The sequence below is a fragment of the Arthrobacter glycogeni genome, from assembly GCF_054510815.1.
Genome location: NZ_JBTNDV010000004.1, coordinates 66,009 through 80,689, shown reverse-complemented (window position 1 = coordinate 80,689; position 14,681 = coordinate 66,009). Strand labels below are relative to the sequence as shown.

Below are 14,681 nucleotides of genomic sequence, written 5' to 3'. Positions count from 1 at the left end.
TTTGGCCAGAATTCACTCTCGGTTTCCCGACCGGTCAATTCAGACCCCGATGATGGTCTGTGAGATCACTGGGACTAACCCGGGCTTATCGAGCCACTCCCGGCATCCTGAATCCACCAGCCGAAAACACGCCGCCGCACCTATCGAGGGACGCCTACCATGAAAAAGCTCAGCCAGAGGGTAATGATCACCGCGACGGCCGTTGCCTGTTCGATTGGTATCGCCGCTCCGGCTACCGCCAATGTGGTAGCGGATCCGGTCAGGTACTCAGCGGATGGGGCTGCGGTCTCGTTGAACCCCATCGGCACCTACGAATCTGGGATTTTTGACGCCAGCGCCGCCGAGATCGTCGCACACTATCCGGCTGCGCAAAGGCTGCTAGTGGTCAATGCTGCCCAGTCCACGATCGACGTTTTGGATGTCCAGGATGCAACTCAGCCCACCAAGCTGTTTGACATCAAGACGGCTGGCGTGCGGTCCGGAGACGGCTCAATCATTCCCGCCGGGTCAGCCGTCAATTCGGTTGCCGTCCGGGCTGACGGCCTCGGCGTTGTCGCGGTCGAGGCTCCGACCAAGACTGACCGCGGGTGGCTGGTCTTCTTCGACGCGAATGGCGACGGCGAAACCCTCGGTGCCGTTCGCGCCGGCGCTCTCCCCGACATGGTGACCTTCACTCCCCGCGGGGACCAGGCCGTCGTCGCCAATGAAGGAGAGCCAGCCGAAGACTACTCGGTGGATCCCGAGGGGTCAGTCTCGATTGTGAAGCTCAAGCACAATCGGATCGAGCTTCCGCGCCAAAAGGATGTCAAGACCGCGGGCTTCCGTTCCTTCGAAGGCAAGCTGCCCGACGGCGTCAGGATCTACGGGGGTCGTGAAGACGCTCTCGGGGTGACACCGAAGTATCCGGTGTCCGAGAATCTGGAACCCGAGTACATCACCATTGCGAAGGATGGCCGGACCGCGTACGTCTCACTGCAGGAGGCGAATGCAATCGCTGAGGTCAACCTGAAATCGGCCAGGATCACGAAGATCATGCCGTTGGGAACTGTTGACCGGCTCAAGACACCGATGGACGTCTCGGATCGGGATGACGCTGTCAATATCGCCAACTGGCCGGTAAAGGGCTTCCACCAGCCAGACGCCATTTCTTCCTACACGGTTGAGGGCAAAACCTACATCGTCACAGCCAACGAAGGGGACGCGCGGGACTGGAAAGCGTACTCCGAGGAGGCGCGGGTCAAGGATCTCGGCGACGGGCTGCCCCCAATCTGCGAGGATTTCGACACGAAAAAGCTCAACGCCGATGGCAGCACCATGACAGTTGAACAGTTGCAGCAGGACGAAAACCTTGGCCGTTTGAACATCACGCTCGCCGACGGACTGTCAGCCGACGGCTCCTGCTACGAAGAGCTGTTCACCTACGGCACCCGGTCGATGTCCATCTGGACCGACAAAGGGAAGAAGGTGTTCGACACCGCTGCTGATTTTGAACGGATCACTGCCGAGGCCGTTCCTGAGTTCTTCAATTCCAACCACAGCGAAAGCAATTTCGAGGGCCGCAGCGACGACAAGGGCCCCGAGCCTGAAGGCATCACAGTAGGCGAGGTGGATGGTCGAACCTACGCCTTCGTCGGTCTTGAGCGGGTCGGGGGCGTCATGGTGTACGACGTCACGTCCCCCGAGGGCTCGAAATTCGTCACCTACGTGAACAACCGCGACTTTTCGGCGTCAGTCGAGGATGACCCGTCCACGCTGGGCGCGGCGGGGGATCTCGGCCCCGAGGGGCTGGACTTCATCCCGGCGAAGGAATCACCGACCGGCAAGCCGCTCCTCGCCGTCGGCAACGAAGTCAGCGGCACCACCACCCTGTTTAGCGTCGACCGGGTGCTGAAGCGGCGGTCGTAGCACTGCTCCTGCAACCCCGCCACGCCCGGAAAAGTGGCGGGGCTGCAGGTTAGCGGTGGCCCAACCACTATCGTGCCGTCGAGCCACTCTTTTGGGACCGGCGTTGCGGGTGAGCCACTTTTCTTGCGGGCCGGACGCGACGAAGCGGGCCTATCGCTCCTCCATCCCCCACGGGGACCCGTAGCCGGCCGGGGCCTCCGTGGCGAGCAGTTCCAGGAAGGGCCGGGAGTCGAAGGCTTCCGGCCCGAGCACTCCCGCCCCCTGCCAGGTCCCGTTGGCAAGCAACTCCAGCGCGATGACCGGGTTCACTGCCGTCTGCCACACGACCGCTTGAGACCCGTACTCGGCCATCGACCACTCGTTGTCCACCACGTGGTACAGGTACACGGCGCGGGGATGGCCGCTGGTCCCGGTCCCCGTCACATACAGGCCGGCGCAGGTTTTCCCTGTCATCCGGTCGCCCAGGGTGGCGGGGTCGGGCAGGGCGGCGGCAACGACGTCGCGCGGCGACACCGGGACGCCCTTCACCAGCAGCGGTTCGGTGGAGTCGAGCCCCAGCTTGTGGAGGGTTTTGAGGACATCGATGAACTCGTCCCCGAGGCCGTACTTGAACGTCACCTTCCGGGCCTTGGTCCACCGGGGCATCAGGATGACCTCCTCATGTTCCACGTTGACGCACTCCACGGGGCCGATCCCTTCCGGGAATTCGAAGACCTCCGGCTCGCTGAACGGCTCGGTGGTGTACCAACCCTTCTCCCGTTCGAAGATCACCGGCGGGTTCAGGCACTCCTCAATGGTGGTCCAGATGGAAAAGGATGGGGCGAAGGCGGGTTCGCCGTCGGCCCCCGCCACGACGAGGTTGGCGCCGTCGCGCACCCCCAGTTCCTCGATTGAGGTGAACAGCTCATCCTCCGCGTACCGCGCGAAGACGTCGGAGAGCCCCGGCTCCACCCCCATCCCTACCAGGGCCAGCCGGCCGGCGTCCTCCCACTGCTGCGCGACGGCGAATTGTTCGTCGCCGAGCAGCACGCCGGTCAACGCGTACGGCTGCTCCGGATGCCGGACGGACAGGCTCATCGCCATGTCCAGGTAGGTGGCGCCCGCCGCGAAGCACCCGTTGAAGATCGGCATGACGAACCGCGGGTCCACGGCATTGAGCACGTGGGTGATCCCGTGTTCGCGCACGACGGCGGCGACCGCCTCCGCCGACGACGCATCCACCTGGGCTGCCACCAGACGGTCGTCGTCGAGCGCGTCCATCAGGGCCTGCGGCCGGGCGGGATCGTAATCGGCCACCACCAGCAGGTCGAAGAAGGTGCGCCGGACGGCGATCCGCACCGCCGCGGAACCCACCCCGCCAGCACCAACAATGAGAATGCGCACTAGGCCAAACCTCCATCAACTGAGCGTCGGTACGTATCTGGGGAGTCGGGGACCAGCACCGGGGTCTCCTCGTTCAGGCTTTCGCCGCCGAAAAACTGCCGCGATCCGCGGCGGGTCCACCACACCAGCATCAGCACTAGGCCGAACGCCAGGGCACCAATCCCCACTACGAAGGTGCCGCCGACGCCGAGGAGCACGCTGTAGCCGTAGTCGACGTCGGCCATGTCGAACGCCGACTTAGTGAACGCTGCGGTCAGCATCAGGGCGCCCAACAGGGGCAGGAGGAACCGGAAGATGACGTTGTGGCGTGAGGTGAAGAGTTCCCGGCGGAAGTACCAGACGCAGGCGTACCCGGTGATGGCGTAGTAGAAGGCGATGGCCAGCCCCAGGGACAGGATGGAGTCCGCGAGGATGTTCTCGCTGATCAGGGTCATGACCACGTAGAAGGCGACCGCCGCGATGCCCATCACGAGAGTGGAGAACGACGGCGTCTTGAATCGGGGATGCACCGTACTGAACCGGTGGGGGAGCGCCTGATAGACCGCCATGGACAGGGTGCCGCGTGCGGTGGGCAGGATGGTGGTCTGCGTTGAGGACACCGCGGACACCAGGACGGCGACCACCAGCAGCCACGACCACGGACCCAGGATTGCGTCCTTGAGGGCGAAGAACACATCCTCAGCGTTGACCTCGTTGCCGAGGCCGGTGCCTTCCTCACCGACCCCCGCGTACATCATCGCGGCCACGGTGACCCCCACATAGGTGATGAGCAGCAGCACGGTCGAGATCAGGGCGGCCCGGCCCGGAATTCGGCGGGCGTCACGGGTTTCCTCGTTCAGGGCGAGGCAGGCGTCCCAGCCCCAGTAAATGAACAGGGCCAGCAGCACCGCCTCGGTGAACCCCTCAACGCTTTCGAAGGCAAACGGATTGAACCAGTCAAGCGACGGAGCCGTCGCGTTCTCGGCGGTCCCGTTCGCGATGCCGACGACGGCGAACACCACAAACAGGACCAGCGCCAGATACTGGATTCCGAGCAAGACGTTCTGCAGTTTCGCGCCGATCTCCACGCCGCGGTAGCTCACTAGTGTCATCAGGGCGATGAAGAAGACGCCGGTCCCGGTGACCAGTGCGGGATTCTCGGCGAGCGACCCGTCGCCGATCAGCAACCATAGATAGAGTCCGGCGATCTGGGCCAGGTTGGCGAGCACGATAATCCCGGCAACAGCCACCCCCCAGCCGGCCATCCACCCCACCCAGGGGCCAAACGCCTTGGTGGCCCAGGTGAAAGAGGTTCCGCAGTCGGGGATTTCCCGGTTGAGCTCCCGGTACGCATAGGCGATGAAGAGCATGGGGATGAATGCCAGGATGAAGGCGATGGGTGCTTGAGCTCCGACAGCGAGGACCACGAAGCCGAGCGACGCCGCCAGCGAGTAGACCGGCGCTGTCGAAGCGAGCCCAATGACGACCGACCCCCACACGCCGAGGGTCCCGGCGGCAAGACCCTTGCTTTGGCCTGGCGGCGTGCCGCGGGCTTCCTTCCCTGCAACTGTGTGACTCATGGTGCGCCTCCGAGGTCCGGCCGGCCGGCGTCGTCGTCGACCAGAACGATGTAATGCACATCACTATACCGACTAGTCGGTTTCTTGACTAGGCCCTAAACTTGTGCTCATGGGTCACGCTCCGAGCACTGTTCAGCGACTGGTTGACGCGTACCAGGACATCCTGGTGTCCGACGGCGAACGCTCGGCCACCCTCGACGCGATTGCGCTTAGGGCGGGGGTTTCCAAGGGCGGATTGACCTACCATTTCAGGTCCAAAGACGAGCTGACGGCGGCCCTGTTTGACCGGCTTCGCGCCCTGGTGGACGCGGATCTGGCGGTGATGCGGGCCGAGCCGGCCCAGGCGGCCACCTATTACGTCAAGAGTTCACTCGACGTCGAAAGTCCGCTGGAGCGCTGCAACATGGCGGTGACGCGGCTGGCGCAGGGCGTGCATCCGGAGGCCAACGAACTGCTGGCCGAGTGCCGCACCCAGTGGTTCACCGTGCTGATGGACGCCGTGGGGAACGAGGACATGGTCCACCTGGTGATGCTGCTCGGCGACGGGATCTACTTCAACGCCTCCCTCACCGGCACCGGCGCCATGCCTGAGGAAACCGACCCGGCCACCATCGACCGGATCATCGGCCTGATCGGAACCATCAGGTACTGACTCTCCGAACCAACTACCGGAGGGTGAAGATCCGTCTCACCACCAGACCGTCGGCCAGGGCGTCGAGGCTCTCGTTGAGGTCTGCCAGGTCCCGGGTATCCGTGTGCAGCAGTTCAACGGGCAGTTTTCCCTCCCGCCAGAGGGCCAGGTAGGCGGGGATGTCGCGGGCCGGAACCGAGTCGCCCATGTAGGAGCCGAGCAGACGTTTACCCGCCCCGGCGAACTGCAGCGCCTGGGTGGTGATGGTCTGGTCGGGGTGCGGCAACCCGACCGAGACCAGTGCGCCGCCGCGGGTCAGCAGGCCCAGGCAGGCCTCCATCACCCGGGCGCTGCCGACCGCCTCGATCGCCACGTCCACTCCGTCGCTACCCAGTGACTTGACCAAGGATTCCGCTTCGGCCGGGGCGCCCACCGACGTCGCCCCGCACCGTAACGCCAGGTCACGTTTCGCCGGGAGCGGGTCGATCGCGATCACCGTGGTGCCGGGGACCTGCGCAGCGGCCATCACGGCCATCAGTCCCACCGCGCCGAGTCCAAACACAATCACTGACTGCCCCTCGGTCACCTGCGCCGTGTTCAGCACCGCCCCGATCCCCGTGAGCGCCGCGCAACCGAACATGGCCGCGACGTCGAAGGGGACGTCGTCGTCAATCACCACCACCGACTCGCGAGCCACCACCGCATACTCGGAAAACGCCGAAACGCCCAGGTGGTGGTTGATCCGGACGCCGTCAGCGGTGCTCAGCACTGCGGGGCCGTGCAGCAGATCGCCGCTGCCATTCACCTCAGCAGCCCGGTGACAGAGGGCGGGGCGGCCGGCGTCGCACGCACGGCAGGACCCGCAGCTGGGCACAAACACCAGCACCACCCGGTCACCCACTGTGATATCGGTAACGTCGGGGCCTACGACGTCGACGACGCCGGTTGCCTCATGTCCCAGCGCCATCGGCAGCGGACGCACCCGCGACCCGTCGATCACCGAGAGGTCCGAATGGCAGAGACTGGCCCGCTCAATCCTTACCCGTAGCTCGCCGGAGCGCGGAGACGGGACGGCGAGTTCCTCGAGCACCAGGGGAACACTTGCGGCGTACGGGCGGGGAGCGCCGGCGTGGTGGAGGACTGCGCTGCGCATCGTGGAAGGGGTCATGGGTTCAATGTACGGCCCGGGAGCGTCTTGCCGACCACTCCCTCGGCAAACTACCGTGAGTAATACGCCATCTTCACGAGGAGAACAAACCGCATGGAAGTATCCCCCATTGTCTGGGCACTAACGATCGCCGGAATTGTGGGGCTGCTGCTCTTCGACTTCTTCTTCCACGTCCGCAAGGCGCACACCCCCTCCCTGAAGGAGGCAGCCGTGTGGTCTTCCATCTATGTGGGACTGGCAATCCTCTTTGGCGTCGGGGTGCTGATCTTCGGCGGCCCCACGATGGGCACTGAGTACTTTGCCGGCTACGTGACCGAGAAGGCCCTATCGGTCGACAACTTGTTTGTCTTCCTCATCATCATGGCCAGCTTCAAGGTGCCGCGCGCCGACCAGCAGAAGGTGCTGCTGTTCGGCATCGTGTTCTCGCTGATCGCCCGCACCGGGTTCATCTTCCTGGGCGCCGCGCTGATCAACCAGTTCGCCTGGGTCTTCTACATCTTCGGTCTGATTCTGCTGCTGACCGCCGGGAACCTGCTCAAGCCGTCGTCGGATGAGGATCACGGTGACACGCTGATCGTGCGCCTGGCCAGGCGCTTCCTTCCAGCTACCGAACATTACGACGGCGACAAACTGTTTACCATCGAGAACGGCAAACGCGTCCTCACCCCGATGCTGCTGGTCATGATCGCGATTGGCGCCACGGACATCCTGTTTGCGCTGGACTCAATTCCGGCGATCTTCGGTCTGACGCAGAACGTGTTCATCGTCTTCACCGCCACAGCCTTCTCGCTGATGGGGTTGCGTCAGCTCTACTTCCTGATTGACGGACTTCTGGACCGGCTCATCTACCTGTCCTACGGCCTCGCCGTCATCCTGGGCTTTATCGGCGTGAAACTGATCCTCCACGCGCTGCACGAAAACAACCTGCCGTTCATCAACGACGGCGAACCCGTTCCCGTGGTCGAGATCTCGACCGGGCTGTCTCTGTCGGTCATCCTCGGGGTCCTGGTGATCACCGTGCTCGCCTCGGTCTTCAGTCCCAAGGGCAAGGCCAAGACCGCCGTCTCCGGTGCGAAGCGTCACGCCACCGAGTACCTGGACCTGGGCTACGAAACCAACATCGACGAGCGCGAGAAGATCTTCAACCGGATGGTCGAGGAAGAGAACATGCTGCGTCAGCTTCCTGAGAAGTACAAAAAACTCATCCGCAATGAGACCGAGTTCATGGATCTGATCCGGCGGGCCCACGAGGAGCACGGGGCAGCGATCGACCGCGAACCGTCCCGTTAGTCGGCGCTGATTTGCCAGATCGCGTACTCGTCGGCGTGCAGGAGGGCACGGCGGCCGTCGGAAAGATCCCGGATCCACACGATGCCCAGGCCGGGCGCCGTGTCTTCCACTAAGCCGCTGTAGTGAACCTCGCGGTTACGGTGAGCCTCGATCTCATCCCCGCGGCGCAGCATGCCGAGGTCGTGGATGCGGGTGATGGCGGTAGCGGTCAGCAGGGACATGGTCACTCCTCGGATCTGGGGCCGGGGCGGGCACGTCCGGCCGGTAAGTTAATTTTTCTCCTGCGATGTTGCCCTGGTGTTTCCGCCCGGTGAATTTATGGTGCTTCGGCTTCATTCGTAGGGAATTAGCGGCCCGTGTTACCCAGTATTTCGTCGCGCACCCGGCACAACGCCGAATAGTTGCCTAAGCTACCAAGATGACCGAACCAGCCCTGCCGGACCCGGCATACCTCAACCAGATCGATTCCGAGACCCAGCGCCGTCTGCTCACGGCCGTCACTCCCGAGTCGCCGTTCGAGGGCGCACCGGAGGACCTCCGCGCCGCCGTTGACACTAATATTGAGGCGCTGCACGGTGATCTCCAGCGGATTGTGCACACCCTCCACGCGCATCCGGAGACCGCGTTTCAGGAACACGACAGTGCGCGGCTGATCGCTGACATCCTTACCGAGCACGGGATCGACGCCGAGCTCGGCGCCCACGGCGTCGACACGGCGGTCCGCGCCGAAATCCGCGGCGCCGGCGACGGGCCCACCATCGCCGTACTCAGCGAGTATGACGCGCTCCCGGGGATCGGCCACGCGTGCGGCCACAACGTCATCGCCGCCACCGGGGTGGGAGCCTTCCTGGCGCTCGCCGGGGTCAGGGACCGGCTCAACGGCACGGTGGTCTTCCTCGGTACGCCAGCGGAAGAGGGCCACTCCGGTAAGGAACTGCTGGCCCGCAACGGCGCGTTCGACGGCGTCGACGCCGCCATCATGGTGCACCCGTACGGGTATGACCTCGCCGACCAGGTCTGGCTGGGGCGCAGGCTCCTCACCATCACGTTCACCGGGATCGCTGCGCACGCCTCCGCGCAGCCGTTCATGGGCCGCAACGCGCTCGACGCCGCCAGCCTCACCTATCAGGGGATCGGCCTGCTCCGCCAGCAGTTGCCGCCGTCGGACCGCGTCCACAGCAACGTCACCGAGGGTGGGCGCAGCCCCAACATCATCCCGGATCGGGCGGTCATGAAGCTCTACGCCCGGTCGAAGTATCCGGACACGTTGAAGGACCTCAGTAGACGCCTTGAGGACATCGCCCGCGGGGCGGCGCTGATGACCGGCACCACGGTGCAGCTCGACTGGGACCAGCACCCGCCGTCGCTCCCCATCCGGACCAACGATGCGCTCACCGGCCGCTGGGTGCAATCCCAGCAGCGGCGCGGGCGCAACCCGCTTCCGGCCGGCGTCGTCTCGGACACCCTGGCGGCGTCGACCGACTTCGGCAACGTCAGCTATCGCATCCCGGGCATCCACCCACTGATCAAAATCGCCGACCAGGGCACTGCCCTGCACACCACCGACTTCGCGGCTGCTGCCGCATCTGACGCGGCGATGCAGGGAGCGTATGACGGGGCCGCCGGGCTCGCGCTGACGGCACTGGATTACCTGATGGACCCAATCCTGCAGCGGCAGGTCCGGCAGGAATTCGAGCACCAGGGCGGCGCCATCGACGTCCCCTCCTACTTCGACTGAGCACGGCACCACCAGGCACAACGAACCTCCTCAACGAAACCCGCGTGACCTAAAGTCAAGGGAGCACCACCCATGTCCACCACCGCCAGCGCCCCGCGCGGAGTCACCGACAAGTTCCTCAACGGGGTGGAACGGGTCGGCAACAAGCTGCCCGATCCGTTCATGCTGTTCCTGATCCTGTTCGGCATCACCGCTGTGGTGTCCACCGGGATGGCGTGGGCCAACGTCACGGTTCAGCTGCCCGGCAGCGACGAGATCACCCCAATCAAGGGACTCTTCACCGGGGAGGGCCTCACCTGGTTCACCACCAACCTGGGCCCCAACTACCTGGGGTTCCCGCCGCTGGCCACCGTGCTGCCGATCCTGCTGGCGGTCGGGGTGGCGGAAAAGTCGGGTCTGCTGGCGGCGATGATCCGCAAGGCTTTCGGGAGCGCACCGCGCTGGGCGCTGCCCTACGCCGTCGGCGCGGTCGGCGTGACCGGCTCGATCATGTCCGACGCGGCCTTTGTGGTGATCCCGCCCCTGGCTGCGCTGGTGTTCAAGGCCGCGGGCAGGCACCCGGTCGCAGGGCTGCTCGGTGGCTTCGCTGCGGCGGGGGCTGGCTACTCGACGAACGTCCTGGTGACCAGCCTCGACGCCCTTTTCGCTGGGATTACGACGGCGGTCACCGAAACGCTGCCGAACGCCGGGTCTCCCGTGACCCCCGTGTCCAACTATTTCTTCAACGTGGTGTCCTCGATCGTCCTGATGGCGATCGCCGGCTTTGTGATCGACAAGATCCTCGAACCGCGACTTAACCGGCAGGGCATCTCCCGCGAAGAGATCCGGAATGAGGACGCCGCGGTGGCCCCCACCAGCGCCGAGCTCAGCGCAGACCTGACACCCCGGGAGAGCAAGGGGCTGCGGTGGGCCATGATCAGCGGGGCGATCCTCGCCGTCGTCCTGGTGGTGGCGTTTACGTTGCCCGCGTCGCCGTGGCGGAACGAGGACGGCGGTTTCCTGCCCGCCTCGCCGTTGCTCGGCTCGATTGTGTTCGTCGTGTTCAGCATGTTCGTGGTGCCGGGCCTGGTGTACGGGAAAATTGTCGGCACCATCACCACCGGCCGGGACGTCCCACGGGTGATGGGCGAGGCGATCAAGGACATGGCCGGGTTTCTGGTGCTGGCGTTCATCCTGGGCCAGTTCATTGCGCTGTTTAACTGGTCGGGAATTGGGCAGTGGATCGCTGTGGCGGGTGCGGGCGGACTGGAGGCAATCGGGCTGACCGGGTATCCGGCGATCCTGGCCTTCATCGTGTTGGCGTCCCTGCTGAACTTGTTCATCATTTCGGGGTCGGCGATGTGGACACTGATGGCCGCAGTGTTCGTGCCGCTGTTTGTGCTGCTGGGCTATGAGCCGGCCTTCATTCAGGCGGCGTTCCGGGTGGGCGACTCCGCAACCCAGGTCATCACCCCGCTGAACCCGTACATGATCGTGCTCCTGACCATGCTGCGAAAGTATGAGCCGCAGGCCGGCCTCGGCACGCTGATGGCGCGGATGCTGCCGTTCGTGGTGCCGTTCTGGCTCGCCTGGGTGGTAATCCTGAGCGTGTTCTTCTTCCTCGACCTGCCCCTCGGCCCGGGGAACGGCATCTTCCTGCCCGAGGAGCCTGCCCCATAGGGCGCAGGAATAGCTCCGCTGCGGCCGCCGTTGTTCCCTGATGAACCCAAGCTGGAGGTACTTTGTGACCAAGATCTACGCCCTGCATGAGAACCCTGAATGGTTCCCACCCTTCGCCAAGGCCTTCGAAGCCGAGGGCGTCGAGGTAGAGGAATGGCTGCTCACCGACGGCATCCTCGACCTCGACCAGGAGCCGCCCGAGGGCATCTTCTGGTCGCGGATCAGCGCGTCGTCACACACCCGGGACCACGGGCTGTCCAAGGACTACGCCCGTGCTGTGTTGTCCTGGCTCGAAGCCCACGGTCGTCGGACAGTCAATGGTCGGCGGGTCCTTGAGCTGGAGATGAGCAAGGTCGACCAGCTCACCGCGTTGAGGGCCGCAGGGATCGAAACGCCGCGCACGGTCGCCGCCATCGGTAAGGACCGGATCCTCGACGCCGCTGCAGGCTTCCCGACGCCGTTCATCACCAAGCACAACCAGGGCGGCAAGGGTCTGGGCGTGCGGAAGTTCGAGAGCCACGAGGAACTGTCCGAGTACGTGGGATCGTCCGACTTCGAAGAACCCCAGGACGGGATCACGTTGATCCAGGAGTTCATCCAGGCTGCAAAGCCGATCATCACGCGGGTCGAGATTGTCGGCGGCGAGTTCATCTACGCCATCCAGGCCGACACGGCGCGCGGCGGATTCCAGCTCTGCCCGGCTGACGCTTGCGCCATCGACCCAGTGACCGGCAAGCCCATCATGCCGCCCGGCGCCACCATCGAACCCGAGGAAGGCCAGCAGCTGTTCAGCCTCCGTGAAGGCTTCGATCACCCGATCATCGGGAAGTACCTTGAGTTTGCCCGCCGGAACAATATCGAGGTGTGTGGGATTGAGTTCATCGAAACCGCCGACGGCCGGGTGCTGACCTATGACGTCAACACGAACACCAACTACAACGCGGTGGTCGAGGCCCAGGCCCCCCGGTCCGCCCCGGGCGCCCTCGTCACTTACCTCTCCTCGTTGGCTGCTCCAACGCCGGAACCGGCTCGTCGCTAGGGTAGGGGCCACGCGGACGACGACGGCTCGGCTGGAGCCCGTCGTCGGTGCCCGATACTGAGGTGAGCGCTTGACCGTCTATTACGCAACATAAACATTTCGTAATAGAAGTAAGGGTAGGGTAGCCTTACTTTCGTTGCGTCCGCATGGGCGTGAGTCATAGTTCTTCCGAAAGTTGAGGAGCCCCCATGGCCTCCATTCGCCTGCGCGGTTTGGCCGCTGCCGCCGTCGCCGTCCTTGCCCTATCCGCCTGCAGTACGGGTCCCACGGACGGCGGCTCGGGCTCCGAAGGTCCCGAAGCCGCGGGCGCGGCGGATCAGTTCCCTGTCACGATCGAGCACGCCTTCGGTGAGACGGTCCTCGAGGAATTGCCTGAGCGTGTGGCCACTGTCGACTGGGTCAATGCCGACGTGGCCCTGGCCCTCGGCGTCGTTCCCGTGGGCATGCAGCGCGATGAGTATGGCGGCAACGAGAACGCCTCCACGCCGTGGAAGGACGCCAAGCTCGAGGAGCTCGGCGCGGCGATCGGCACGGAGAACGCACCAGTGCAGTACTCGGAAGCCGACGGCTACGCGTTCGACGAGGTGGCTGCCACCGACCCGGACGTCATCTTGGCGGCATACTCGGGCCTGACGCAGGAAGACTACGACACCCTGAGCGAGATCGCACCGGTAGTTGCGTACCCGGAGGTTGCCTATGGGACGCCGTGGCAGGAATCGACCCGAATGATCGGCGAGGCTCTCGGCCTGGCCGAGGAAGCCGGGGAGCTGGTCACCGAGACCGAGGAGACAGTTGCGACTGCGGCTGCCGATTATCCATCGATCGTGGGCAAGACCTTCATCTACGGCAACCTTGAGCCTGCCAGCGCTGAAGGGGTCAGTATCTACACGGCCAATGACAACCGGCCGCGGTTCCTTGAGTCGATCGGCATGATCCAGGCCGATATCGTCACCGAGAACACCAAAGGCTCCGAGGAGTTCTTCATCCCGTGGTCCGCTGAGCGTGCCAACGAGCTGGAATCGGACGTCTTCGTGACCTGGGTGCCCGACGAGTCGACCATCCAGGCGATCGCCGAGGACCCGCTGCTGGGTCAGATCCCCGCGGTCGAGTCCGGCGCGCTGGTCGCTGACCCGGACAACACCCTGACGCTATCCATCTCGGCAGCCAACCCGTTGAGCCTCCCCTGGGCGCTGGACACGTTCCTCCCCCTGCTGGATGAGGCAGCACAGCAGGCCGAGGGCTAGCACAACTCACCGTTGCACCAGCGGCGTCCCCTTCTTGAGGGGGCGCCTCTGGTGTTCTCGAGTTGCCGTGCGGGCGCGGGTGGGCTGAAATAGGTTCAGCACACTTAGTTTCACCGAGGGATGGAGATGCACCATGGCACAACCGGACATTCATGACCTGCAGGAAGCCACCGCCTGGGACGCCGACGGCGAAAAGTTGGGCCAGGTGTCCCAGGTTCACCTCGACGCGCACACCGGCGAACCCATTTTTGTGACCGTGGCGTTGGGATTGTTCAACACCCGCGAGCACTTCATCCCGTTCGACGGCGCGCGGCTCGACGGCGGTGACCTGCACGTCGCGTACACCAGGGACAAAATCACCGACGCGCCGGACCTCACGGCCGAGTCGGAACTGACCGATGAGCAGACAGGGTCCCTGCGGGAGTACTACAACCTGTAGTCGTCGCTGAAGCCGGGAACGCGCTCGCGGTGGAGCATTTCGGGCGCGTCCCCCAGCAGGGGTGGGTTAGAAGACGTCGACCAGACGGCCGACAATAAACAGCACGATGCAGGCCACGAAGACCACTCCAATGCCGACCAGCCATGGCAATGGGTTGTTCCCTTTCGAGGTTCCCTCATCGTGACCCTGTGGCCCGACCGTCGAAGATTCGCCCGGTGGCGTTTCGCCCGGCGGAACCCCGCCGCCCGGCTCAAGGCCGGTGATCTTGTCGCCCTGGGGATCGGGATTTGGTGCTGTCATAGAGTTCCTCTTAGATTTCCCATTCAGACCTCTTGGGCGATGGATCCTTGGTTTCCTTGGGCGTCCAGGACATGGTGATGTCCGCGCCTTCTTCTGTCTCGCGGACGAACAGGTGAAGGTCCTCTCCATAGAGGTTCTCGTGTTCCACCACGTCACCTGCCTCATGAGCCATTTCGACCAGACGGCTGATCGCCACTGCCATGGCCCGGCCCCAATCATGCGGATGCTTGCTTGACGACTCTTCGGTTACAGAGAACTTGCTGTCCATAGTTGCTATTGTGCTCCTTAGGTCTCTGCAGTGGGATAGCCAGCAGGATAAAGGTCCC

At 64.4% G+C, this 14,681-nt stretch carries 14 protein-coding genes; 8 read left to right on the top strand and 6 right to left on the bottom strand.

Annotation, left to right across the window (positions count from 1 at the left end):
- The first annotated feature begins 159 nt into the window (after positions 1-159).
- Positions 160-1,905, top strand: coding sequence for a choice-of-anchor I family protein (locus ACX80G_RS05820; protein ID WP_459306347.1), 1,746 nt, complete (start codon positions 160-162; stop codon positions 1,903-1,905).
- A gap of 150 nt (positions 1,906-2,055) precedes the next feature.
- Here ACX80G_RS05820 and ACX80G_RS05815 read toward each other — a convergent pair whose 3' ends face one another.
- Entirely contained in the window at positions 2,056-3,288 is a 1,233-nt protein-coding gene (locus tag ACX80G_RS05815) for a saccharopine dehydrogenase family protein (protein ID WP_459306345.1), read from the bottom strand.
- Positions 3,288-4,847 (bottom strand): APC family permease, encoded by a 1,560-nt coding sequence (locus tag ACX80G_RS05810; RefSeq protein WP_459306343.1) that lies wholly within the window; start codon positions 4,845-4,847, stop codon positions 3,288-3,290. The genes ACX80G_RS05815 and ACX80G_RS05810 overlap by 1 nt, the downstream gene beginning before the upstream one ends.
- 109 nt (positions 4,848-4,956) lie before the next feature.
- Between ACX80G_RS05810 and ACX80G_RS05805 the strand changes: the two genes are divergently transcribed.
- On the top strand, positions 4,957-5,499 hold the full coding sequence (locus ACX80G_RS05805; RefSeq protein ID WP_459306342.1) for a TetR/AcrR family transcriptional regulator: 543 nt from the start codon (positions 4,957-4,959) through the stop codon (positions 5,497-5,499).
- 13 nt (positions 5,500-5,512) lie between these two features.
- Here ACX80G_RS05805 and ACX80G_RS05800 read toward each other — a convergent pair whose 3' ends face one another.
- Positions 5,513-6,631, bottom strand: coding sequence for an alcohol dehydrogenase catalytic domain-containing protein (locus ACX80G_RS05800; RefSeq protein ID WP_459306658.1), 1,119 nt, complete (start codon positions 6,629-6,631; stop codon positions 5,513-5,515).
- A gap of 108 nt (positions 6,632-6,739) precedes the next feature.
- Here ACX80G_RS05800 and ACX80G_RS05795 point away from each other — a divergent pair, with 108 nt between their 5' ends.
- Positions 6,740-7,936 carry a TerC family protein gene (locus tag ACX80G_RS05795; protein WP_459306340.1) on the top strand — a complete coding sequence of 399 codons (1,197 nt, stop codon included), beginning with the start codon at positions 6,740-6,742 and terminating at the stop codon, positions 7,934-7,936.
- Here the strand turns inward: ACX80G_RS05795 and ACX80G_RS05790 are convergent.
- Positions 7,933-8,157: a hypothetical protein gene (locus ACX80G_RS05790; RefSeq protein WP_459306339.1), complete on the bottom strand. Its 225-nt coding sequence runs from the start codon at positions 8,155-8,157 to the stop codon at positions 7,933-7,935. The two genes, ACX80G_RS05795 and ACX80G_RS05790, sit on opposite strands and share 4 nt — an antisense overlap.
- Positions 8,158-8,354: 197 nt before the next feature.
- Between ACX80G_RS05790 and ACX80G_RS05785 the strand changes: the two genes are divergently transcribed.
- The 5 genes from ACX80G_RS05785 (at position 8,355) to ACX80G_RS05765 (ending at position 14,055) form a co-directional block, all read left to right on the top strand.
- Positions 8,355-9,674 (top strand): M20 family metallopeptidase, encoded by a 1,320-nt coding sequence (locus ACX80G_RS05785; RefSeq protein WP_459306338.1) that lies wholly within the window; start codon positions 8,355-8,357, stop codon positions 9,672-9,674.
- A gap of 72 nt (positions 9,675-9,746) precedes the next feature.
- The gene (locus ACX80G_RS05780; protein ID WP_459306337.1) at positions 9,747-11,333 is read left to right on the top strand and encodes an AbgT family transporter; all 1,587 of its coding nucleotides are present in this window, start codon (positions 9,747-9,749) and stop codon (positions 11,331-11,333) included.
- Between the two features lie 64 nt (positions 11,334-11,397).
- Positions 11,398-12,372 carry an ATP-grasp domain-containing protein gene (locus tag ACX80G_RS05775; protein WP_459306335.1) on the top strand — a complete coding sequence of 325 codons (975 nt, stop codon included), beginning with the start codon at positions 11,398-11,400 and terminating at the stop codon, positions 12,370-12,372.
- Between the two features lie 188 nt (positions 12,373-12,560).
- Positions 12,561-13,616: an iron-siderophore ABC transporter substrate-binding protein gene (locus tag ACX80G_RS05770; protein ID WP_459306333.1), complete on the top strand. Its 1,056-nt coding sequence runs from the start codon at positions 12,561-12,563 to the stop codon at positions 13,614-13,616.
- Positions 13,617-13,749: 133 nt separating this feature from the next.
- Entirely contained in the window at positions 13,750-14,055 is a 306-nt protein-coding gene (locus tag ACX80G_RS05765) for a PRC-barrel domain-containing protein (protein ID WP_459306332.1), read from the top strand.
- Positions 14,056-14,121: 66 nt separating this feature from the next.
- On the opposite strand, the gene ACX80G_RS05760 is transcribed toward ACX80G_RS05765, so the two are convergent.
- A complete protein-coding gene (locus ACX80G_RS05760; protein ID WP_459306331.1) occupies positions 14,122-14,355 on the bottom strand; it encodes a DUF6480 family protein in 234 nt (77 codons plus the stop codon).
- Positions 14,356-14,365: 10 nt separating this feature from the next.
- On the bottom strand, positions 14,366-14,623 hold the full coding sequence (locus ACX80G_RS05755) for a hypothetical protein (RefSeq protein ID WP_459306329.1): 258 nt from the start codon (positions 14,621-14,623) through the stop codon (positions 14,366-14,368).
- Positions 14,624-14,681: the final 58 nt, after the last annotated feature.